Genomic DNA, 22,392 nt, shown 5'->3' on the forward strand with positions numbered 1-22,392 from the left:
AGGCTGTCGGGGTCAACTTCGGCGGCCTCTTTGCATATCATTTTTTCTTCTTAGTCGAATGTGCTACTCTAAAACTAAATAGCATAATAGGCTAAAATATAGATAACGATAACGGCTTTTTCTTTCATATCTCAAAAAGGGGAGATTAGTGTTGAACGAAACCATTCAAACAATTTTAAATCATCGCTCAATAAGATCATTTGAAGATAAGAAACTCACCGGCGAACAAATTGAAGTTATCGTAAAAAGTGCGCAGGCTGCCTCAACCTCAAGTTTCATCCAAGCTTATACGATTATTGGGATTACCGATCGGGAAAAGAAAGAAAAACTGGCTGAACTCGCTGGGCATCAGCGCTATGTAGCGGAAAACGGACACCTTTTTGTATTTTGCTCAGATCTTCATCGCCACAAGCTTGCAGCCGAAATAGAAGGATTAGAGACAGAGGATATTTTGACATCCATTGAATCAACAGAAATGTTCATGGTCAGCTGCATCGATGCGGCATTAGCGGCGCAAAATGCGGTCATTGCGGCTGAATCAATGGGTCTTGGCATTTGTTATATTGGCGGAATCAGAAATAATCTCCATGAAGTCACTAAACTTTTAAAAACGCCTGACCGAGTCATTCCGTTATTTGGGCTTTGTGTCGGCTATCCGGCAAAAGCAGCCGCCCAAAAGCAGCGTCTGCCTTTTGAAAATATTTATCATCAAGAGGCATATGTTCAAGACGATGAAGCATTAAAAGAACAATTAAAACAATACAATCATGATATTGCGGCATACTATAAAGAACGGACAGGCGGGAAAAGGGCCGATCGCTGGACAGAGCAAATAGCGTCGAAGGTTTCGCATCCAACCCGTATGTATATGAAACAATTTCTGCAAAGCAAAGGCCTTCCTTTAGATTAAATCAGTGAGGGTGATCACATTGTCTCAAAGACTGCTTGTTTTTTATGATGGCGATTGCAGGCTTTGCACAGCTGCGATGCGGATGTTAAAAAAGCGGGACAAGAAGAAGCGGATTGCATGGATGTCTTTCAGAAATCCAATGGTGATGAAGGCATATCGCCTCAAAGACAAGCACCCTGAGGAAAGGATTTATGCCATCGACACTAAGAAGAGGCGCGATTTCACAGGAATTTATACAGTTCGTGAAATTGCGAAACAGATCCCTGCCTATTGGATAGCTGTTCCTTTTATTCAAATAGCGATCTTTTTAGGCGTTGGTCATCAATTATATGACTTTATTGCAAAAAGAAGACATTTGTTTCCTGTTGGCAAATGTAAAGATGATCATTGCCGGATATCTTAGCCCAAATAAAGACTCTCCTAATGATAAGGAGAGTCTTATGCTTTATACAAAGTAATCCAAAACTAAGCCGATAGCCAGCAAAAAGCCGAAAAGGGTTTGCATTTGCGCAGTTGCTTTCATAGCAGGCATCAGCTGGATTGATTTTGTTTTGCCGATAAATAATTTTGTTGCTTGAATGGCTTTAGGCAAGCTGGCAAAAACTATCATCATCCATGCCGATTCTATTTTGAAAATCATTAATCCGATAATCCAAAGGTATGATAAAACAAAAAGACCGGCAAGCAACATAATCGCTCTTTTTCTTCCTAAAAGGATCGGCAATGTGTGTCTGCCTTTTTCTTTATCGCCTTCTAAATCGCGGATATTATTAGCCATATTAATGCCGCCGACTAACAGCCCGACAGGAACAGCAATTAAAATACAATTTAGAGTGACAGTGCCTGTTTGAATATAGAAGGAAATTAAAATAATAATAAAGCCCATGAACAGTCCCGCGGCGAGTTCTCCCAGCGGTGTGTAGGCGATAGGATAAGGACCGCCCGAATAAAAATAGGCAACCATCATGCAAACCAAACCAATCACTGCCAGCCACCAGCTGCTTTCCATGCAGATATAGACACCGATAAGAATGGCGATAAAGCAAAAAGTGTAGGCGAGATTCAACACAGTCTTTGGTTTTACGCCATCGCGGACAATCGTCCCGCCGATGCCGACTGACTCCTCGGTATCCAAACCCCTTTTGAAATCGAAGTATTCGTTAAAAAGGTTTGTAGCAATTTGGATAAGCATTGAGGCGGCCAGCATGGCGATAAAAAGGGATATGCGAAAGCCGCTGACAGGAAGGGCGATGGCCGTTCCCAAAGTTACAGGGACGAAAGAGGCATTTAATGTATGCGGACGCAGCATATGCCACCATTTCTTCCAGCCAGTGTTTTTACTGACTTTTTCAGTTTTTTTCATATTTTTCTCTCCTGTATGACATCTATACTTTTAATGCGCGTTCAAAAAGAAGAACCTGTTTCCCGGACTTTTTGAACTTCATCTCATAACCTCTTCAAGTTTATGAAAATAGTGCTCAAGTGTCAACTTATTGATAAAAAAATAAATGCAATAATATTGACATTCACTAATTAAAATGATATTAAATTGAATTTCCAGTTATGAATACGTCCCGCAATGTACCATTTTATGGGGAATGCCGGATGATTGACACCCCAAAAATAACAAGTGTATTCTTAAAAAGTGAGACCGGCCGATACCGGTCGTTTTCCAATGTGACGGAGTTGATTTGATGATTATTGAAAAACAACTTGAATGGTTAGATTGTCTTAAAGAAGGTTGTCAAAAAGCGCAAAAGCTGTCAAAACAAATTTTAGTCAGCTTTACGAAACGCTTGCAGGAAACAGTCACCCCTCTTGACTTTTTTGAAAACGGCAGACATACGTTCCGAGGGTCTCGAATGTATTGGTCTGATGGCCAGGACATGGTATTGGCTGGAGCGGGTGCGGCGGCAACATATGCTGCCGGTATAGATAACCGAACGCTTGCTGTGGAAACAGCTTGGAAAGAGACATTGGAAGATGCGCTTATATTTGGAGACAAACAAGTACGCGGTACAGGTCCTGTACTGATGGGCGGCTTTTCTTTTGACCCATGGCGGGAAAAAACTTCATTATGGAACAACTTCCGTCAAAATGAATGTATCGTCCCGCAGTTCTTGTTGACAAAGAAGCAAAATAACTATTACTTGACGTTTAGCGCATTAGTTAATGAACAAACAGATATTGATCGGCTATATAGGCAAATGATAGAAAAATATAATGAATTAACTTCCAAATGTCAAGAAAGATCAGATGCCCATATAGAAGAGTCGCTTAACATTACAGAAAATGAAAAAGAACGCTGGCTTGATATTGTAGAAAAAGCGGTTACAGATATAAAAAGGCAGGCTATGGAGAAAGTCGTTTTGTCTCGAACATTAACCGTTACCCGTGAAACGCCGTTTGACACAACAGAAGTGCTTGAAAGGCTTCAAGAAAAACAGTCCCACAGTTTTATATTTGCGGTTGAGCGGGGGGACAGTGCATTTATTGGCGCCACGCCTGAGCGATTAATTAAAAAGTCAGGGAATCAAATTAAAACCATGTGTTTAGCGGGATCCATTGCCCGTGGAAAAACAATGGAAGAAGACAAGAAGCTTGGTGAAGCGCTGTTAAATGATGAGAAGAATCTCGCTGAACATCAAACGGTTGTCAATATGATATCGGATGTCATGGAAAGGCTGTGCCGATCAGTTTACAAGCCGCCGGCGCCCGCTCTATATAAAGTAAAAGATGTCCAGCACCTTTACACACCCATCTCGGCTGAAGCAAATGACGATATCACCTTGTTCGCCTTTGTCGATAAACTTCACCCGACTCCGGCTCTGGGCGGTGAACCTAAGGAAAAAGCCGTGAAATGGATTAGAGAAAATGAAACTTATGAGCGCGGCTGGTACGGCTCGCCGCTGGGCTGGGTTGACAGCCGGGGAGACGGTGAATTCAGCGTTGCGATTCGCTCAGCCCTCGTAAAAGGAAATACTGCGACTCTATTTGTCGGCTGCGGTATTGTTGCCGATTCTGATCCGTTAAGTGAACTGAATGAAACGAAAATGAAAGCCCGCCCGATGATAACAGCACTAGGAGGATTTGAATAATGAGTCATCAAGAACAATTGACGAGGTTCTGTGCGGCTTTTGTTGATGAGCTGAACCGGGCCGGCGTCAAACATGTCGTTGTCAGTCCCGGCTCCCGTTCAACACCGCTCGCTATCCTATTAAATAGTCATCCCTCAATAAAAGTATGGATGAATATCGATGAACGTTCGGCGGCTTTCTTTGCGTTAGGAATGAGTAAAGCGGGTGAGCCGGCGGCTTTGTTATGCACATCAGGGACGGCTGCAGCGAACTATTACCCGGCGATTACGGAAGCGAAATTATCGAGGGTGCCTTTAATTGTCTTGACAACAGATCGGCCCCATGAACTTCGAGATGTCGGTGCGCCTCAAGCGATTGACCAAATCAAATTGTACGGTGACCACGTGAAATGGTTTCAAGAAATGCCGCTGCCAAGCGACAATGAGGAGATGCTGAGATATGCCAGAGTTTCAGCGAGACGTGCCGTGATGACTGCCCAAGTTCAGCCATCCGGGCCTGTCCACTTGAATTTTCCTTTCCGTGAACCGCTGATTCCTGATTTGACAATAGAGCGTCTTTGGGACAGCGGATTGATCCGCGAAGGACATTTTTTGCGGACACCGGGTTCTTATCAGTTAGATGATAATCAAATAGAAGCGCTTTTGAATATCATCCAAAGCCGCAGAAAAGGTTTGATTGTCGTTGGCCCGCAGGCAGATGACCGATTAGCCGAAAATATCGTTTCGCTTAGTGAACGCTTAGGCTATCCGGTTTTAGCTGATCCGCTTTCCCAGCTTCGTTCAGGCAGCCATTCGAAGGAAAACATCATTGATTGTTATGATGCTTTCTTGCGTGACAGCACAATCATTAAAAGGCTTCAACCGGAAGTTGTGATTCGGTTTGGGGCCATGCCTGTCGCTAAATCCTTTTTAATATATTTAAAAACAATGCAGCCGGAATATTATATGGTTGTCGATGAAAGCCCGGAATGGCGCGAACCGACTCATTTGGCCACAGATATGGTTTATGCGGAGCCAAAGCGATTGTGCGATGCTTTGCTGGACAAGATAACCGCTTTCCGGGAAGAGAATTCATGGCTTTGTCTTTGGAGAAACATCAACCAAGCGGCCAAGCAGGAAGTTTTGGATTTTATTGATAAAGCCCATTGGTTTGAAGGACAAGCTGTTTCAGAATTGCTGGCCAGCATAAAAGAGAAGGATGCCGCTGTTTTTGTTGGGAATAGTATGCCCGTCAGAGATTTGGATACGTTCTTGTTAAATCAACCGCAAAAAATAATGACGATGGCAAATCGCGGCGCGAACGGCATTGATGGCGTTGTTTCAACAGCGCTTGGCGCCAGCACCGCCGCAGAAAACCTTTTTCTCATTATCGGTGATTTGTCCCTCTATCATGATATGAATGGACTGCTTGCCGGAAAGCTTCATCAGTTAAATGCAACGATTATCGTGATGAATAATAACGGCGGCGGGATTTTCTCATTTCTGCCTCAAGCAAAAGAGGCGAACGACTTTGAACAATTATTTGGCACACCGACCGATTTAGACTTTGAACTCGTGGCAAAACTGTACAATATGTCATATCAAAAAGCCGACTCATGGCCAGCCTTTCGAAAAGCGTGTAAGGATGCATTATTGACCAAAGGCTTAAAAATGATCGAAGTGCAAACGGATCGTGCGGATAATACGGAAAAACATCAGCAATTATGGGAACGCATGACAGCAGCTGTCCGCAATATGATGAATAAGGCTGATCAAGATGATTGAACACATTGAAACATTAGGCGTTAAGCACGCGGTTCGGGTAACAGGAGATGGCGAACCTTTATTATTATTGCACGGCTTCACCGGTTCGATGGGGACATGGGAGCCGTTTGTGGAAAAGTGGTCAAAAAGCTTTAAAGTGATTGCGATAGACATCGTTGGACACGGTCAAACCATTGCGCCGGATGATGTCAGCTGCTATAAAATGGAACATGAGGCCGCTTCAATTATGGCGCTTTTGGATCAATTGAACATTAAGAAAACCCATTTATTAGGCTACTCAATGGGCGGCAGGCTGGCTTTATTTATCAAAATCTATTACCCGGAGCAAACAGGCAGGCTATTGCTGGAAAGCAGTTCGCCCGGGCTCGGCACAGAACGGGATCGCGCCGGCCGCAAGCAGCGCGATGACGAGTTGGCTGACCGGATTGAAGCTGACGGAGTTGAGAATTTTATCAACGAATGGGAAAAAATACCCCTTTTTAAAACCCAAGAGACGCTTCCTGAATCTGTTCGGAAAAAGATACGGCAGGAGCGTCTTAACCAAACGGCAAAAGGCTTGGCAAACAGTTTGCGCGGCATGGGGACCGGCGTTCAGCCGCCGCTGTGGAATGATATTAGGACAATATCAAGCCGTGTGTCGCTTGTTGTCGGCAGTTTGGACAAAAAATTTGTGGACATTGGTCAAGCGATGGCTCAAAGGATGCCAAATGCCGCATTTCATATTGTTCCAGATGCTGGTCATGCAATACATGTGGAACAACCGCAAATTTTTGATAAAATAGTAATGGATGATTTTAAATCCACTTTATAGAGATCGCTGGCAGCACGTGAGCAATCAGTGAAATGATCTCTGCAAAAAACCTAGGAAGGGAAGGAAGAATGAATGGGATACGATTGGCAAACGGTCCGTACATATGATGAGATTTTATTCGAAAAATACAATGGCATTGCCAAAATTACGATGAATCGCCCGCATGTTCATAATGCCTTTACGCCGAAGACAGTTGCTGAAATGATTGACGCTTTTTCAAGAGCGCGCGATGACAGCGAGGTAGGCGTCATTATTTTAACGGGAGCTGGAGATAAAGCGTTTTGTTCCGGCGGCGACCAAAAAGTTCGCGGCCACGGCGGATATGTAGGAGATGACAATATCCCTCGCCTTAACGTTCTTGACTTACAGCGGCTAATCCGCGCGATTCCAAAACCGGTCATTGCGATGGTTGCCGGATACGCTATCGGCGGCGGTCACGTTCTTCATGTTGTTTGTGACTTAACTATTGCCGCAGACAATGCTGTCTTTGGACAAACCGGACCAAAAGTCGGCAGCTTTGACGCCGGCTACGGCAACAATTATTTGGCAAGAATTGTCGGTCATAAGAAAGCCCGTGAAATTTGGTATCTATGCCGCCAATATTCAGCGCAAGAGGCTCTAGAAATGGGTCTTGTCAATACGGTTGTACCATTAGAAAAACTTGAAGAAGAAACAGTACAATGGTGTAACGAAATTCTAGAAAAAAGTTCTACAGCCATCCGTTTCCTCAAAGCATCCTTTAATGCGGATACTGATGGACTTGCCGGCTTGCAGCAGCTGGGCGGCGACGCAACGTTATTGTATTACACTACGGATGAAGCAAAAGAAGGCCGCGACGCCTTTAAAGAAAAAAGGAATCCGGACTTCTCGAAGTTCCCGCGTTTCCCATAAGCCGTAAAGCCAGATTGTTCAAGAAGACAAACAGGGTTTTTTCTCCAGCTTTTTGAACATTATCCGAATAGGCTGCACAAACAAAAGCTTGATGTTACATCAAGCTTTTGTTTTACATTTTAAGTATTTAAGGAGTTCTTGTGATGATTGACCAAAAAATGCCCAACTGGCTTAAGCAAAGAGCTTTTTTAACGCCAGACAGAATTGCGTTTTGCACAAAAGAAGAGACGGTCACCTACGGCAAACTAAATCGGCAAGTGAGATCTTTATCTCTCAAGTTGTCGGGAATAGGCATAGATAAACAGGACAAAATTGCCTTGCTATTTAATAACGGGCTTGATATGGTGAGGCTATACCATACTATGCCGTATTTAGGGACTGTTGCTGTTCCGCTGAATACACGATTGTCTGCAGAAGAACAAAAATGGCAATTAGAAGACAGCGGGGCAGCCATCTTAATTTATGATGAAGCCTACCGTCAACGCGCTCAAGAAATAAAGAAACTTAACCCAAAGCTTAATATGATGTCGATGCGCGAATTGGAAAGCCAGGCAGAAGCAAGCTGGACACTGCATGCTCATGTCAATATGGATGATCTTCATACCATTATATATACATCAGGAACGACAGGGCATCCGAAGGGAGTCATGCTCTCATACAATAATCATTGGTGGAGTGCCATTGGTTCAGCGTTAAATTTAGGGATTGAAAATAATGATAAGTGGTTAGCGGTTGTTCCATTTTTTCATGTCAGCGGTTTATCCATGCTAATGAAAAACGTCATTTATGGCGTTCCGGTTGTTATACATTCTTCTTTTGATCCTGAAGCGGTCAATCAAGCCATTATCAAAGACGGTGTGACAATGGTATCCGTTGTGACAGCCATGCTGACACAAATGATTGAAAAATTGGGAGATGGATCCTATCCCAATACGTTAAGATGTATGCTCTTAGGCGGAGGGCCTGCACCAAGGGTTATTCTCGAAGCGTGCAAAGATAAAGGGATACCTGTCTTTCAATCATACGGCTTGTCTGAAACAGGTTCGCAAATTGTCACCTTGTCTCCAGAATACATGTTTGAAAAGCTTGGTTCCGCAGGCAAACCGCTGTTTCCTTGCGAAATTAGAATTATGAAAGATCATAAGGCGGCGGGTCCGAATGAGGAAGGAGAAATTGTTGTCAAAGGACCGAATGTGGCAAGAGGCTACCTTAATCGTTCTGAGGCAACGAGAGAAGCCATTAGAGATGGCTGGCTGTATACTGGAGATATCGGTTATTTGGACGAAGACGGATTTTTATATGTGCTTGACCGCAGGAAGGATTTAATTATCTCAGGCGGCGAAAATGTTTATCCGGCTGAAGTCGAGGCGGTTTTGTTGCAGCATCAAGAAATTGCTGAGTCAGGCGTCATAGGCGTCAGCCATGCCCGATGGGGACAAGTGCCGGCCGCTTTTGTCAAGCTAAAGGATCCAGAGTATGCTGTAACAGAAGAGGAGATTATTGAATTTTGCAAAGGGCATTTGGCCGGCTATAAAACGCCCAAGCATATCTTTTTTGTTGATGGATTGCCAAGAAACGCTTCAAAAAAGTTATTAAGGAGACATCTGTACGATTTGCTCCCGGATCATTTAAAATCATAGTTGTAAAATAAACACTGGACAAAAATGCCCGGTGTTTATTTTAATCTGGCGATCGTTATGAGCAAGATAATAACGATTCCCATCGCGACATAAATAACCCAATAATCAGTGCCGATAACATAGATTAACAGCGGGGCAAATAATGTGAATATCCCTATTATGGCGATCACAATACCAATCGTTCTAACAAGTCGTGCTGTTCCTTTTTCTATCACCGGTTTCTCATTATTTATAAAGCTGAGCTGTTTTTTTATATAAATGAGGCCTCCAATAATGATGAGGATCGCTCCAATTAAAATGCAGGCCAGGATGCTGATAGACATCATTTCACTCCCCTTAGGCAGCAATTGCTTGATATTTTCAGTTCGTTTTGCCAGTCGCTTTTATATCAATTAGAAATAAATTATAGGTCAATTTTAATAAAAGTACAATAATTTATACGCTAAATTCGTTAGACAATCTTTTGATTTGGGGGCATAATGAAAGATGATTTGTTGGGACAGTTAGGTGGTGAAAGGGATGGAGAACAATGATCCCGAAAAGCTTTTACAGCGGATGAGTTCAGGAGAGGCGGCTGCCTTCGATCAATTCTATGAACAATATGCCTCGTTCGTTTACCAAACAGCATTAACGTTAACGAAAGACAAGTCTGAAGCGGAAGACTTGTGCCATGATGTATTCGTCGAAGTTTTTTATCGGGCGAATAGCTATGATGCTGAAAGGGGAAGTGTCAAAGCTTGGCTTGCCGTTAAAACAAAAAGCAGGTTTTTAGATCGAAAAAGAAGAGCGAACCGTATAATATATGGCGGGATGCAGCCGGAACGATCAACTTCAACAACCGCTCTTGAAGATACAATTATAACCAAGCTTGACAGAGAAATGCTTAAGAATGCGATTAAACAATTGCCAAAGGCGCAGAAATATGCGCTTGACAGAAAGTATTTTGGCTGCCTGACTCAGAAAGAAATTGCCGTTGAAATGGATAAGCCTTTAGGAACAATAAAGTCTTTAATTCGATACGGATTGAATAATTTAAAAAAACAGCTTGTTGCCGGCAAGGCAAAAGAAACGCTAAGGGATGATCATAATCATGAGAGCTGACTGTCATTGGCCGGAGGAGGAACTGGTTGATTATGTTCTCGGAAACTTGGAAAACGGCCAAAGACTGAAAGAACATTTACAATTCTGCGAGTCATGCCAAAGAAAAATTGTTGAGTGGCAGAAAGTTTTAAGCGATGATTCATATGAGAGCTTTAAGCCTTCTGCAAAAGTCAAATGGCGGATAAAATGGACGGCCAAACATTCTAAAGGCCCAAGCGGAAAACGGGACGCTTTGCTGCAAAAGCCGTGGGCAATGGCCACAGGATTCCTCTGCTTTATTCTTTTTTCGCTTATTCTTGATAAGACAGAAATTCATTCATTTGCCTCCAAAACCGGCATATTTAATGGACAGCAGGCTGTTTTAAGAAATATCAGTACGAAAGCCGTCCCCGATCACAACAGTCAAGTGGACAGCTATGCCTTAATCAATCGAAAGGCCCGGGAAACCACTATCTATGTTGATGGTTTAAAACCTATGCGGGGCAATGAATATCAAGTATGGTATATCGCGAACGGCCAAAAGAAAAATGCCGGTGTTTTAAAATTAAATCAAGGGATAGGCCGCATGCATATTAAGCATAAGGAGATTGATAAATTTGATCATATCTTCATTTCAAGTAAGCCAAAAGACCGAAACAGCACGGCGAACCATTAATATATAAATAAATGAAACCAAATCTGATTGTTTGATTCAATCAGGTGACTGTACCCTGGCACTAAAGGAAAAGCTGGTGATTCAATGAAGTCATTCGTGGATGAAGTGAACCTTCTAAAAGTGATTGCTGAGACTTTAAATAGATCAAATGATATGAAGCAGATGCTTCAGCATGTTCTTGAAAAGCTTTTGGAAATAACCGGTCTGTCAACAGGATGGATTTTTATTGCCGGCGAAGAGCCGGATTATCAATTTGTCGCCGGGGAGAATCTGCCCCAAGCCCTGTCTAAAGATCACTATAAGCCGATGTGTTCGGGAAAATGCTTTTGTTTGTCGCAATACTGGGATCAGAAATTAACACAAGCGGTGAATATTATTAATTGCAAACGGATTGAAGATGCTGAGAAGAGTCATGCGGGAGATACAGGGGGCATTACCCATCATGCGACCGTCCCGATACTTGCGGGCGGAGAGCATTTCGGTATATTAAATGTTACCGCGCCTTTCCGGGATACCTTTGACCAGTATGAATTGAATTTACTTCAGTCTGTCGCTTATCAAATCGGCACCGCCATTAAAAAAATGAAGCTGTTCGAGGCAGAGCAAAAACGTGCGGAAGACTATGCCAAGCTTGATGAAGCCAGCAGAGCGATTTGGGAATCAGCCAATATAGATGAGCTCTATAAAAGGACGGTAAGCCATGCCGTTAAAATCTTTGGATTTAGGCAATGTGCGCTGCTCATCGAAAAAAACAGCCGAATGGAATTGGCCGCTTATTATGATAATGGAAAGCAAAAGGATAAGCCCGGATTCAGTGTTAAATCTTCACTTTTTGCCGATATTAAGACATTGGGCGTGTATAAAGCCAAAGTTGAAAACGACGATCATTTTCCCATCCAAAATCCTTCTTATTATGTTCCTATTTTAGCAGGTTCAGCATTATACGGTTATTTAGCATTGGACAAAGATATAGATGTCACTCCGGAAGTTTTAAAAGCATTTGCCGAACACATCGGATTGGCGATAGGAAATTTTCGTCTTCAAGAAAAGAATCAGCACATTCAAATTATCGAGGAAAGAAACCGCTTGGCAAGAGATTTGCATGACGCTGTCAGTCAAAAGCTGTTCTCCTTATCATTAACGGCAAAAGGGGCGCTGAAAATTAAAGATTCTCATGAGGAAATGCTGGCCGAAGCTCTGGATGATATCCGAACGCTTGCCAAAGAAGCGATGGGAGAAATGAAAGCGATGATTTGGCAGCTGCGTCCGCACGGTTTAGAAAACGGGCTGCTGTCGGCCGCGGAAACTTACGGTGAGGCACTGGGATTGAGGCTCACTGTAACAAGTGAACATCTTGGCCAATTGCCTGCCGCCGTCAAAGAAACGGTATGGCGCGTTCTCCAAGAAGCGCTTAATAATATTAGCAAGCACAGTCAATCAGATCAGGCCGAGATCGTTATTAAAGCTCAAGAATCAGACCTTTTTGTTCGTGTGGCGGATCATGGTATCGGATTTGATTTAAATGAGAAGCTAAGAAAAAACTCGACGCTGGGGCTTAAAACAATGCGTGAGAGAATTGAAGGTCTTAATGGGGAGTTTAACATTGAGGCGCGTCCCGGCGAGGGGGCAGTCATCACTTTTCAAATTCCTCTGCAAATGATCGAATAAGGAGGGGATGGCAACTGGAAACAATAAAAGTATTGCTTGCGGATGATCACCCAATGGTATTAAAGGGTCTGCGTTTTTTTCTTAATATTCAAGATAACATTGAAATCGTCGGCGAGGCTGCTTCTGGACAAGAGGTTGTCAAATTAGCTGAAACCGCCCACCCTGATATCATTTTAATGGATCTGGCTATGCCCGGCATGGATGGCATTGAAGCAACTAAGAGAATTCGCGCCAGCCTCCCGGATATTAAAATTATTATTCTGACAAGCTTTTCTGATCAAGAGCATGTTTTGCCTGCGTTAAAGGCAGGCGCAAATGGCTATCAACTTAAAGATATTGAACCTGATGATCTGGTCCAAACGATTATGGATGTTCACCGCGGGGAAACGAAACTTCATCAGCAAGCCACGCAAATGCTGTTAACGCACGTTGCCTCTGAAAAGAAAGAAAATGAGGATTCGAAAAAACTATTTGAATCACTGACGCCCCGCGAAAAAGAAGTGCTGAAACAAATGTCGCTTGGAAAAGGCAACAAAGAAATTGCAGAAGCGCTGTTTATTACAGAAAAAACAGTTAAAACGCATGTCAGCAATATTCTGGGCAAATTAAACCTTCATGATAGAACAAAAGCAGCCCTTTATGCCATCAAACAGCGATGGTTCGATTAAAAAACTCGCCGATTATGGCGAGTTTTTTCAGATTAGATATTTTCTCTGCGCGATTCTTCGATAGGCCGGCTGATTTCCACTGCCAGGTCTGCGGTGCAATGCTGGCACTTTACAGCTTCCAAGGGAATGTCGGTTAAGCAATAAGGACAGGCTTTTGTTGAAATTTCCTCAGGCTTTTCCCTCTTAAGCTTCTCAATAATTCTAAGCGCTGAATATATAACAAAAGCAATGATGAGAAAGTTGATGACTGTATTAATGAAAAGTCCGTAATTAATTGTCGGTGCGCCCGCTTTTTGAGCAGCAGACAAACTGGAGTAATGTTTGCCGGATAAATTAATATACAAATTGCTGAAATCTACTTTGCCGAGCAATAAGCCGATTGGCGGCATGATAATATCATTAACGAGAGATGTCACAATTTTTCCAAATGCTCCCCCGACAATAACAGCGACCGCTAAATCGACGACATTTCCTCGCGCTACAAATTCCTTAAATCCTTTGAACATGAAATCACCTCAACTCCCAATAATACGTGAAGACGCTTGTCATTTCAAATGCAATTCCGTTTTTTATAAATTGAATGGTTTGGTGTATTTACCAAAAATTTTTGCGCACACTAACAAACGAAGGAGGGAAATGAATGAAGAATGGGCTATATGTCTTTTGCGGTATTGTTATAGCCGTTTTTGTATTCATTAGGTACGATTTTCCGTTTTTGGCACAAGCGAGTGAGCACAAGCAGACATCACCTAAATTAGTTATTCCTCTAAAAAATTCAAATGGACAGCAAGCTGGACAAGCTGTTTTAACAGAAAATGAAAAAGGGGTTAATGTCCATATAAATGCCTTTGGTTTAAAACCGGGAATACACGCTGTACACTTTCATGAAAAAGGTGTCTGCGAACCGCCGGGATTCACATCATCAGGCAGCCGCTTTAATCCATTCAATAAAGAACATGGGCTTGAAAAACCGAATGGTCCCCATGCCGGTGATATGCGCAACATTTTTGCAGATACGAGCGGCACAGTTAAAACAACGATCGTTAATCCAAGAGTAACCCTTAAAAAAGGCGAAAAAAATTCACTAAGAGACGCTGACGGCTCAGCTTTGATTATCGATGAAAATGGTGATGACCTTAAATCAAATCCGGTTGGAAAATCAGGCAATCGAGTGATGTGCGGGGTCATAAAATAATACGTGCGCTTCACGATAAGTGAGGCGCTTTAATTTTGCATTAATTATGAATGAGTGAGGGATATATGTTATATTTATTAAAGAAAAAACTGCCGATGCAGAGGCAGAAATAAAGCGGGCTGAGATGAATCTTCGTCTAAGTTGCTGAGAATTTTTTTATAATACCAGGAAACTTGAATAAGCGAGGGTTAGGGAAATTGAATGAACTTGAGCGGTTGCAAATTTTAACGGAAATCATCAGGGAGTTTAAGACAGCGATATTAATGGACCAGGAACCGGATAAAGTAGGGCGCTTGGTATTGGAGGTTATTCAGGGAGCCGGTGACACTTCTCTGGGCGACCAAGTTCTAAGTGCTTACATGAGATTAAGCGACCCTGAACAGGCAGTCAGTTATTTAGATCATGCCACGAAATATTTGCATGAAAAAATTGACCACGTACAACAAAGATTGAACGAGATGAATTAGCGCCAGATATAGCTCATTGAATGACAACCTAGTAAGGCGAAGAAAGAGAAGGGAGGTCTTGCGATTGCGCGGTCAGCCAACCGCAAATATATTTATCGATAAATTTAGGCAATGGCACCATGCGATGATAAAGCCTGAACATGCCAAAGCATTTTTAATAAAAAGAGAAATTGAAAGCGAATTACATTCAAAATATGATGGCCAAATAGCCGGCTTTTATAAATTATTCCATTTAAGATATACCCTGCTGTTGAATCAATTTAAGAAAAGCAAACAAATTCTTCATGAATGTATTGCTAACCGTACTCATAAAAAAACATCCTTATACTATTTCTATTTTCTATTTTTCAGAGGCCTCTGCTGCCATAAGTTTAAAAAAAACGATGCCGGCGCTATCCGTTTTTATCAAAAAGCAGAAGCTTTTATACCCTTTCTCAAGTCGTTAACGAATGTTGAGAAAGCAGATTTTTACTATCATTATGGGCTTTCCCTAAGTCGATGTTATAAAATAGACCGTTCCATATATGCTGCCAGGCTGGCATTGTCCGCTTTCAAAAAGGAAAAATATTTAGAATGTGCTGCCAAATGCAAAGTCATCTTAGGTGTTAATTACCAGAAAAAGGGGAAAGCAGCTGTCAGTGAACATCATTACCTGCAAGCAGTAACGCTTGCAAAATATACTTCCAATAGGCAGTTAATACATACGTCATATCATCATTTAGGGGATCTGTATTCAATAGAAGGAAAATCAAGAAAGGCAATTAACTATTATAAAAAAAGCTTGCAGTTGATCGATATAGGAGAATATTTGGCAAGAGCCGAGACTTCATTTGAAATCACGAAAACGCTAATATCGGCCGGAAAGCACAAAGAGGCGTTGAAATGGTGCGACGCAGGGCTGCAATATGCCCGGCGTCATGAGCTTATCGATTATACTTACCACTTTCAAATATTATATCATCAGCTTACAGACGGTTTTGGAATGATGCTGTATAAGTATTTGGAGAATGAAGCGATTCCTTTTTTTAAAATGAAAAATGAGCCTCATTTCGTACAAGAATATACAAGGCTTATGATGAAGTGCCATAAAGAAAACGCGGTCTTTGTAAAGGAATAATTGGGATGCAATGGCTCTTTTGCACTTTAAAGGATAAAAATAAAGGGTCCTAGCTATTAGGACCCTTACATTTCGCTTAATAATGACAGACCGCCATCGACAATGATTGTTTGGCCGCGAATCATATCAGCTGATTTGGTACAGAGGAAATAAGCGGCTTCAGCCATGTCCTCGGGCTGCACCAGCCGGCCGGCTGGATTCTTTTTCTCAGCGGCTTCAAGTATTTCTTCCCGATTCGGAAAATGCTTTAAAGCATCAGTATCTACCGCACCGCCGGAAACAGCATTGACGACAATGCCTTTTGGCGCCAGTTCAACCGCCAAGTATCTTGTAATTGCTTCCAATGACGCTTTTGATACGCCGACAGCAGTATAATTTTTTAAAGCGCGGATTGATCCGAGGCTTGATATAGCAACAATGTGCCCGCCGCCGTTTTTTTCCATCATTTTAGCAGCTTCTTGGGCGGAAAAGAAGTAGGCTTTAGCGTTAATGCTTTGTGTCCAATCCCAATGCTTTTCCTCAATTTCCATTACCGGTCTTTGCACGCCGGAGGCAGCGTTGCTGACAAACACATCGAGCCGCCCAAATGTCTCCTCTATTTCGGTAAATAATGAACGAATTTGCTCAATTTCCCCGATATTTGCTTTAACAGTATGTACTTTTATTTGATACTTCTGTTCCAGCTCTTCTTTTGTTTCTTCAGCGGCTTTTCTCTTTCTCATATAGTTAAGAACAAGATTGCAGCCTTCTTTTGCAAATTTTTCAGCAATGGCTTTGCCAATTCCCCTTGTTCCTCCAGTGATTAATACGACCTTTTCATTCATGTTAAACACCTCGACAATATAATAACTTAAATATATCAAACCTGTCGTTCGAATGGAATTAAATCGATAAGATCATAGACATGACTGTCAGATAACCGGATACAATAAATAAAAACGAGAAAACAACAGATAGCCATTCAGGCCATTTCTTAATCAGGCTGATCCCTATTAGAAATAAACAAAGGCAGCTTGCGGTTATCATGCCAACTGAAACGGCATGCCATGTGAAAGGTATGACAGTCTCAGAAGCGGCCGGTTTATGATAAAAGGCTTGAAATAACGGGCTTATCTGTCCAGCCTTTATTAATGCTGATATATCAAGTGGCGCCGCCTGCTGATTTAAAAAGCTGGTCGCACCCAGAATAAATAAAAATAAGATAAGGTTTACTGTCCGGTCAGCTCTTTTAAAAATGAAACAAATAAGCGTGCACCATAATGATGTCAATAACAATAAATTAAGAATAACCGCGGCTTGTCCGCTATTGACCATTAAACTTTGTTTAAATTGATGAATGAGTTGATGGAACGGCGCCGTCCACAAGCCTGCCAATGCCATTAAAGCACAAGAAATAAAAGCCATGATGAGACAAACGATTTTAGAAAGCGCGGCGCTTGGGGATTGAGACCTGCTGGCTAATAGCAGCCCCCCAAAGCAGGAAAGGCTTAATAAATAAAAGAAACGAAAAATAAATGGGAGCCAAAGAAATATTCCTGAAGATAAACTGATGTAAGTGTATACGCCGATCAATATGATAACTAAAATCAAGGCTATTTTTGTTAAAAATGGATCATTGCTAAGATGATTAAATGCTATTAAACAGAACAGTAATCCGGCAATAACCACTAAAATGAACCAGGCTCTTCCCATGTCAAAATCAATCAAGACGTTTTTGACGGCTGTTCCAAACCCGATATCGCCGCTGAGTGCTGCGATTTGATTGATTAGAGGCGCGGCAGAAAACAAGGCGGTTCCCGCAGCCGCAGAGAGAACAAACTTTTTAGGGACGGCCATTTTATTATGATGGAACAGACTGCCGCTAAGGATACTAAAGCAAATATATAACAGCCATTCAAACAATGAAATGCCCAGCAAAAAATTCCCCCTCTTTGGTTTAATTATTTACTAATCATAACATATGAATGATTTAAAATTTTTTGTTTCAAGACATCATTTCTTAAAAATGTTAAAATAACAACTGTTCCATTAGAAATCAATAGAGTGAAATAATAGTTGTAGGGGAAGATATAATGGAGAGAAATGTACTATCATCAATACAGTGGGCGGTCTTTATATTGGCCGGGGCCATCATTACGCCTATATCTGTAGCAGCAGCTTTCCACTTTACTCCTGAAGAAACGTCAGCATTATTGCAGCGGACCTTTTTCATAGTCGGGGCTTCTTCGCTCTTGCAGGGCTTATTTGGCCATAAGCTGCCGTTAATGGAAGGTCCGGCTGGTTTGTGGTGGGGAGTTTTTCTTACATATGCCGGGATTGCAACATCCTCTCACGAATCTATCCAGGTAACATTGACAAGTCTTGAAATGGGTTTGCTCGCATCAGGTGTTTTATTCATCCTGTTAAGCATCTTTAATTTAATTAAATATGTCAGGAGGTTATTTACGCCAACGATTACAGGCATTTATCTTGTTTTGCTTACCGTTCAGTTAAGCGGGCCGTTTATTCAGGGCATTCTGGGTATTGAAGGCGACAAACTAAATTGGAAAGTGATGATTGTTGCCGTATTAACGATGCTTTTGTCGATTGTGTTTTCCCGGTCCAACAGCCGCTTCCTCAAAAATTACTCAATTCTATTGAGTCTGGCAATTGGCTGGCTTTTATACCATCTCGTTGGTTTAAAGACAAATGCACCGCATGTTTCTAAAGCTTTTTCTATGCCTGAAATTTTCGCCTGGGGATGGCCGACCTTTAATTTAAGCATTTTTATCACTTCAATGTTAACGACACTTTTATTATTGGCCAATCTTTTAGCAAGCATTGACGCGGTCAAAGAGGTAACGCAGTCCACAAAGAACATTCATCTCAACAGGACGGGATTTATGATAGGAATTAACCAAATCATTGCCGGTTTATTTTCTGCAGTCGGCAGTGTAGCGATTTCCGGTTCTGCGGGCTTTATTCTGACGACTCGGATTAAAGAAAGGCTCCCCTTTCTGATTGGTTCGGGAATCATTCTTGTGATGAGCTTCTTTCCGATAGTCATGAATCTTTTTGCTTCATTGCCGGATGCCATCGGCTACGGCACAATGTTTGTATCCATAGCCAGTATCGGCGGTTTAGGATTTAAAACATTCAAAGCATCTGTTGACAGTGAAACAAAACTCACCGTTATGAGCATCGCTTTTATGGCCGGAGCAGGTATGATGCTTATACCGAAAGAGGCTTTAAGCATCCTCCCGAGCACCGTTTCTTCTTTATTAACTAACGGGCTCGTCATCGGCGTGGTAATAGCGATTATTTTAGAGCAATTATTTCGAGAAAAAAAACTTGAAAAATCAACTGATCGCACCAGTGCATAATAGGGTATATTATGATTAAGAAAAAACCTACATCGTTCACTAAATAGAAAGGAGGTTTTCTTTTGATCATTGTCTGGTTAAGCATAGCGCTTGTTGTTATTGCGATTATCTGTTTCGGAATCGCAGCATTTAAGGTCATAAAAGATATGAAAAGCACCCTGGTGAATGTCGGCAAGACTGCAGAGAATTTAAGGGAAAGAATGGAAGGCATTGTAAAAGAGCAAGAAAAATTGAATGACAAACTGAAACAATTGCAAGATGATATGAATCATAAGAAAAACGATATTCAAAATATCGCAAGCGAAACCCAATCATTGAAAACGACGGTCACCCGTTCATTTAAAAACATTAAAGAAAAGTTAACCAAAACATCTGCCAGCTAGCAGATGTTTTTGCTTTTTATTGAAAAGGATCAGTCTTCTCGGGCTTTCAGCTGCGGTTTAACAGATATTTCCACATTCCCTTTCAATGCTTTAGCTATCATGCAGTCTTTTTCCGCTTGTGCCATGGCTTGAAGAATCTTTTCTTTTATATCCTTATCAGTATCTTTCTTAATGATGGCTGTCGGAAAATGAATGATTTCTTTAAAATGCAAGCCGCTGTCGTCAGTGACGGTGCCCTTTGAGGTGATCACAATTTTTTCGTATGGCAGCCGGCGCTTATCCAGGGCGATGCCTAATGTCATCATATAGCATGTTGCAACAGCGCTGATCAGTAATTCATCTGGATTTGTTCCTTGGCCGGGTCCGTTCATTTCTGCGCCGATTGAAACCGTTTGATCTAGACCCTTTGTACAAATATGGCCATAGCCGGATCGGCCGCCTTTCCATTCGCCGTTAAAAGAAAAAGTGAATTCGCTCATATTTAACCCTCCAATTTGCTTTTAATGCCATTATAAGACAAGAAACGCTTGAATATTTAACAAATATGACAAAGGCTATAAATCCTAGTTCATATGATATAATAGGAAGGTATATATTGTTGGATGTTTAACAAAAGGAGCAATTGTCTCACATGAACTTTTTTGAAAGTTGTCAACACTTTATTGATACGCACATCACGTTAAAAAGCGTTGAACATATTTTACAAGGCTATAAAGGGACAGGCATATTCGTGGGGATTGCCCTGCCCATGCTGGAAGCCTTTTTGCCTATTTTGCCTTTGATTGTTTTTGTTCTTGCCAATGCGGCTGCCTACGGCTTCTTTGTTGGCTTTTTATTATCGTGGGCCGGTTCCTGTCTCGGCGCTTTTATTGTATTTTGGTTTTGCCGGAAAGTGGTCCGCAGACCGGTGAAAAAATGGATTTATAAGCATAGGAAACTCCGCTCAATGATGCTGTGGGTGGAGAAGGTAGGTTTTGGTCCGCTGTTTATTGTTCTGTCTATTCCATTTACGCCATCGTCTGTGATTAATGTCCTTGCTGGGCTGTCAAATTTACATCCCCGCACATTTTATTTGGCAACGATGCTTGGGAAAATGATTATGATCGGGATGATCACATTTATAGGCAACGACTGGAAATCCCTTTTAACGAATCCTGTTGAGCTAGTCATTGTCATTATTGCGATTGCGCTCTTATGGGTCATCGGCAAAACCATAGAGAAAAAATTAAATAACCACAAACCGCATGGCAAAAAGAACATCAGGCTTCATTCAAAAGAAAAAATTAACCGATAAAAATTTTCCCGTCCGGATAACGGATTTTGCTCTTTTCACGGTTGGTTAAGGAAAGAACAATGGTCAGCGGCCCCAGCTTGCCAAGAATCATGATCAAGGCGATGACGCATTGGCCAAAGCTTGAAAGCTGGGGTGTAATGCCGGTTGATAAACCAACAGTGCCAAAAGCTGAGACGGTTTCAAAGGCAATTTGCAAAAAGCTGAATTGACGTTCCGAAATTAAAAGGGCAAAAACTGCAATAAAAATAGTAACAATGCTGAGAAGCGACAAGGTCATCGCCTTAAAGATTTGATTGTCATGGATGGTTCTTTCCAAAAGAACGGCTTCATTCTTCTTTCTGATATAACCGACCATCATGACTAACAAACTGGCGAAAGTAGACAGTTTAATCCCGCCGCCGGTGGAAATGCTTCCGGCTCCGATAAACATTAATATCATCATAAAAAATAGCGTCGCCGGCTGCAAATCACCCGTATTTAATGTATTAAAACCGGCGCTCCGCGGTGTCACGGCTTGAAAGTACCCCGCCAAAAACTTTTCCCCGTGAGTTAAAGGCCCAAGTGTCTTTGGGTTGCTATATTCCAGGCTAAGAATAATAACAAATGCGATGATATTGATCACTGCTGTACTGATAATTATTAATTTAGTATGTAAGATAAATTCATGCCATCTTTTCTTATCCCAAATATCGCTTATCACGACAAAACCGATGCCGCCGATGATAAATGAAGCAGAGATTAAAATATTGATAACAGGATCGCCGGCATAGGCCATTAAGTTATCGCTGGTCAGCGTGATGCCCGCGTTGTTAAAGGCGGATATTGACAAAAAGACTCCGTTGATGATGCCTTTCCCGAAGCCTAATCGAGGTATCAGACGAAAGCATAATAGAATACAAAAGAATCCCTCGAAAAAAATAGAAAAGAAAAACAAACGCCGGGCAAGCTTTAAAAGTCCTCGTAAAGAATTTTGGTTTAAAGCCTCTTGGATCAGCATCAATTGTTCGATGCTGAGTTTTTTTCCAATCAATATATAAATGACGACAGCAAAGGTCATGACGCCGATGCCGCCAATTTGAATAAGGCAAGCAATGATGGTTAAGCCAAATGGCGTAAAAGTTTTCGGGAGATCAATAACCGCTAATCCTGATGAAGTGATGGATGATGTTGCCGTAAAGAACGCCGTCAGCCAGCTGATTGAACGATGGGTTGAGAAAGGCAGTTTTAATAAGATTGTCCCAAGCACAATAGTTGCAACAAATAGAAGGGCAAGGCCTAGAGAGGGATTGAATGGCATCTTTTTTTTCACAATTAACCACCTTATTTATTTTGCAAGAAATTTCTTTTTGAACATCTTTTAAAGAGGTTG

Annotated in this window: 24 protein-coding genes; 17 read left to right on the top strand and 7 right to left on the bottom strand. The window is 41.8% G+C overall.

Annotation, left to right across the window (positions count from 1 at the left end; translation table 11 throughout):
- Positions 1–151 precede the first annotated feature (151 nt).
- Positions 152–910: an oxygen-insensitive NADPH nitroreductase gene (gene nfsA, locus JOD45_RS00470; protein ID WP_205001837.1), complete on the top strand. Its 759-nt coding sequence runs from the start codon at positions 152–154 to the stop codon at positions 908–910.
- 10 nt (positions 911–920) lie between these two features.
- On the top strand, positions 921–1,313 hold the full coding sequence (locus JOD45_RS00475; RefSeq protein WP_205001838.1) for a DCC1-like thiol-disulfide oxidoreductase family protein: 393 nt from the start codon (positions 921–923) through the stop codon (positions 1,311–1,313).
- Between the two features lie 42 nt (positions 1,314–1,355).
- Here the strand turns inward: JOD45_RS00475 and JOD45_RS00480 are convergent, their stop codons facing one another.
- Positions 1,356–2,273 carry a 1,4-dihydroxy-2-naphthoate polyprenyltransferase gene (locus tag JOD45_RS00480; protein WP_205001839.1) on the bottom strand — a complete coding sequence of 306 codons (918 nt, stop codon included), beginning with the start codon at positions 2,271–2,273 and terminating at the stop codon, positions 1,356–1,358.
- A 331-nt stretch (positions 2,274–2,604) separates the two neighbouring features.
- Here JOD45_RS00480 and JOD45_RS00485 point away from each other — a divergent pair, with 331 nt between their 5' ends.
- From JOD45_RS00485 to JOD45_RS00505, 5 genes are all read left to right on the top strand, one after another.
- Positions 2,605–4,008, top strand: a complete 1,404-nt coding sequence (locus JOD45_RS00485) for an isochorismate synthase (protein WP_205001840.1) — start codon at positions 2,605–2,607, stop codon at positions 4,006–4,008.
- Entirely contained in the window at positions 4,008–5,771 is a 1,764-nt protein-coding gene (gene menD / locus JOD45_RS00490) for a 2-succinyl-5-enolpyruvyl-6-hydroxy-3-cyclohexene-1-carboxylic-acid synthase (protein ID WP_205001841.1), read from the top strand. Before JOD45_RS00485 ends, menD begins: the two co-directional genes overlap by 1 nt.
- The gene (menH, locus tag JOD45_RS00495) at positions 5,764–6,582 is read left to right on the top strand and encodes a 2-succinyl-6-hydroxy-2,4-cyclohexadiene-1-carboxylate synthase (RefSeq protein ID WP_205001842.1); all 819 of its coding nucleotides are present in this window, start codon (positions 5,764–5,766) and stop codon (positions 6,580–6,582) included. Before menD ends, menH begins: the two co-directional genes overlap by 8 nt.
- 72 nt (positions 6,583–6,654) lie before the next feature.
- Complete coding sequence (gene menB, locus JOD45_RS00500) at positions 6,655–7,473, top strand: 1,4-dihydroxy-2-naphthoyl-CoA synthase (protein WP_205001843.1); 819 nt, start codon at positions 6,655–6,657, stop codon at positions 7,471–7,473.
- A 143-nt stretch (positions 7,474–7,616) separates the two neighbouring features.
- Positions 7,617–9,113 carry an o-succinylbenzoate--CoA ligase gene (locus tag JOD45_RS00505; protein WP_239548974.1) on the top strand — a complete coding sequence of 499 codons (1,497 nt, stop codon included), beginning with the start codon at positions 7,617–7,619 and terminating at the stop codon, positions 9,111–9,113.
- Positions 9,114–9,148: 35 nt separating this feature from the next.
- Here JOD45_RS00505 and JOD45_RS00510 read toward each other — a convergent pair whose 3' ends face one another.
- Complete coding sequence (locus JOD45_RS00510; protein ID WP_239548975.1) at positions 9,149–9,436, bottom strand: hypothetical protein; 288 nt, start codon at positions 9,434–9,436, stop codon at positions 9,149–9,151.
- 196 nt (positions 9,437–9,632) lie between these two features.
- Here JOD45_RS00510 and JOD45_RS00515 point away from each other — a divergent pair, with 196 nt between their 5' ends.
- From JOD45_RS00515 to JOD45_RS00530, 4 genes are all read left to right on the top strand, one after another.
- Complete coding sequence (locus JOD45_RS00515; protein WP_205001844.1) at positions 9,633–10,214, top strand: RNA polymerase sigma factor; 582 nt, start codon at positions 9,633–9,635, stop codon at positions 10,212–10,214.
- Positions 10,204–10,869 (top strand): zf-HC2 domain-containing protein, encoded by a 666-nt coding sequence (locus tag JOD45_RS00520; protein ID WP_205001845.1) that lies wholly within the window; start codon positions 10,204–10,206, stop codon positions 10,867–10,869. Before JOD45_RS00515 ends, JOD45_RS00520 begins: the two co-directional genes overlap by 11 nt.
- 84 nt (positions 10,870–10,953) lie before the next feature.
- Positions 10,954–12,537 carry a sensor histidine kinase gene (locus tag JOD45_RS00525; protein ID WP_205001846.1) on the top strand — a complete coding sequence of 528 codons (1,584 nt, stop codon included), beginning with the start codon at positions 10,954–10,956 and terminating at the stop codon, positions 12,535–12,537.
- A 23-nt stretch (positions 12,538–12,560) separates the two neighbouring features.
- Positions 12,561–13,205, top strand: coding sequence for a response regulator (locus tag JOD45_RS00530; RefSeq protein WP_205002171.1), 645 nt, complete (start codon positions 12,561–12,563; stop codon positions 13,203–13,205).
- 32 nt (positions 13,206–13,237) lie between these two features.
- Here JOD45_RS00530 and mscL read toward each other — a convergent pair whose 3' ends face one another.
- The gene (mscL, locus tag JOD45_RS00535; protein ID WP_205001847.1) at positions 13,238–13,711 is read right to left on the bottom strand and encodes a large conductance mechanosensitive channel protein MscL; all 474 of its coding nucleotides are present in this window, start codon (positions 13,709–13,711) and stop codon (positions 13,238–13,240) included.
- Positions 13,712–13,845: 134 nt separating this feature from the next.
- Here mscL and JOD45_RS00540 point away from each other — a divergent pair, with 134 nt between their 5' ends.
- The 3 genes from JOD45_RS00540 to JOD45_RS00550 all read left to right on the top strand — a co-directional run bounded on the left by JOD45_RS00540 (position 13,846) and on the right by JOD45_RS00550 (position 15,984).
- Positions 13,846–14,400 carry a superoxide dismutase family protein gene (locus tag JOD45_RS00540; RefSeq protein WP_205001848.1) on the top strand — a complete coding sequence of 185 codons (555 nt, stop codon included), beginning with the start codon at positions 13,846–13,848 and terminating at the stop codon, positions 14,398–14,400.
- A gap of 197 nt (positions 14,401–14,597) precedes the next feature.
- The gene (locus JOD45_RS00545) at positions 14,598–14,867 is read left to right on the top strand and encodes a hypothetical protein (RefSeq protein ID WP_205001849.1); all 270 of its coding nucleotides are present in this window, start codon (positions 14,598–14,600) and stop codon (positions 14,865–14,867) included.
- Positions 14,868–14,931: 64 nt separating this feature from the next.
- Complete coding sequence (locus JOD45_RS00550) at positions 14,932–15,984, top strand: tetratricopeptide repeat protein (RefSeq protein ID WP_205001850.1); 1,053 nt, start codon at positions 14,932–14,934, stop codon at positions 15,982–15,984.
- 65 nt (positions 15,985–16,049) lie between these two features.
- Here the strand turns inward: JOD45_RS00550 and fabL are convergent, their stop codons facing one another.
- Positions 16,050–16,808 (bottom strand): enoyl-[acyl-carrier-protein] reductase FabL, encoded by a 759-nt coding sequence (fabL, locus tag JOD45_RS00555; protein ID WP_205001852.1) that lies wholly within the window; start codon positions 16,806–16,808, stop codon positions 16,050–16,052.
- Between the two features lie 58 nt (positions 16,809–16,866).
- On the bottom strand, positions 16,867–17,901 hold the full coding sequence (locus JOD45_RS00560; RefSeq protein WP_205001853.1) for a hypothetical protein: 1,035 nt from the start codon (positions 17,899–17,901) through the stop codon (positions 16,867–16,869).
- A 155-nt stretch (positions 17,902–18,056) separates the two neighbouring features.
- On the opposite strand from JOD45_RS00560, the gene JOD45_RS00565 reads away from it, so the two are divergent.
- Together JOD45_RS00565 and JOD45_RS00570 are read left to right on the top strand one after the other, a co-directional pair.
- A complete protein-coding gene (locus JOD45_RS00565) occupies positions 18,057–19,346 on the top strand; it encodes a purine/pyrimidine permease (protein ID WP_205001856.1) in 1,290 nt (429 codons plus the stop codon).
- Between the two features lie 62 nt (positions 19,347–19,408).
- Positions 19,409–19,729, top strand: coding sequence for a DUF948 domain-containing protein (locus tag JOD45_RS00570; RefSeq protein ID WP_205001858.1), 321 nt, complete (start codon positions 19,409–19,411; stop codon positions 19,727–19,729).
- A gap of 29 nt (positions 19,730–19,758) precedes the next feature.
- On the opposite strand, the gene JOD45_RS00575 is transcribed toward JOD45_RS00570, so the two are convergent.
- Positions 19,759–20,208 carry an OsmC family protein gene (locus tag JOD45_RS00575; RefSeq protein ID WP_205001860.1) on the bottom strand — a complete coding sequence of 150 codons (450 nt, stop codon included), beginning with the start codon at positions 20,206–20,208 and terminating at the stop codon, positions 19,759–19,761.
- A gap of 152 nt (positions 20,209–20,360) precedes the next feature.
- Between JOD45_RS00575 and JOD45_RS00580 the strand changes: the two genes are divergently transcribed.
- Complete coding sequence (locus tag JOD45_RS00580) at positions 20,361–21,023, top strand: TVP38/TMEM64 family protein (protein ID WP_205001862.1); 663 nt, start codon at positions 20,361–20,363, stop codon at positions 21,021–21,023.
- On the opposite strand, the gene JOD45_RS00585 is transcribed toward JOD45_RS00580, so the two are convergent.
- Entirely contained in the window at positions 21,013–22,332 is a 1,320-nt protein-coding gene (locus JOD45_RS00585) for a TrkH family potassium uptake protein (RefSeq protein ID WP_338056004.1), read from the bottom strand. The genes JOD45_RS00580 and JOD45_RS00585 overlap by 11 nt on opposite strands.
- Positions 22,333–22,392 lie beyond the last annotated feature (60 nt).

It is taken from the genome of Scopulibacillus daqui (assembly GCF_016908855.1).
GTDB classification, from domain to species: domain Bacteria; phylum Bacillota; class Bacilli; order Bacillales; family Sporolactobacillaceae; genus Scopulibacillus_A; species Scopulibacillus_A daqui.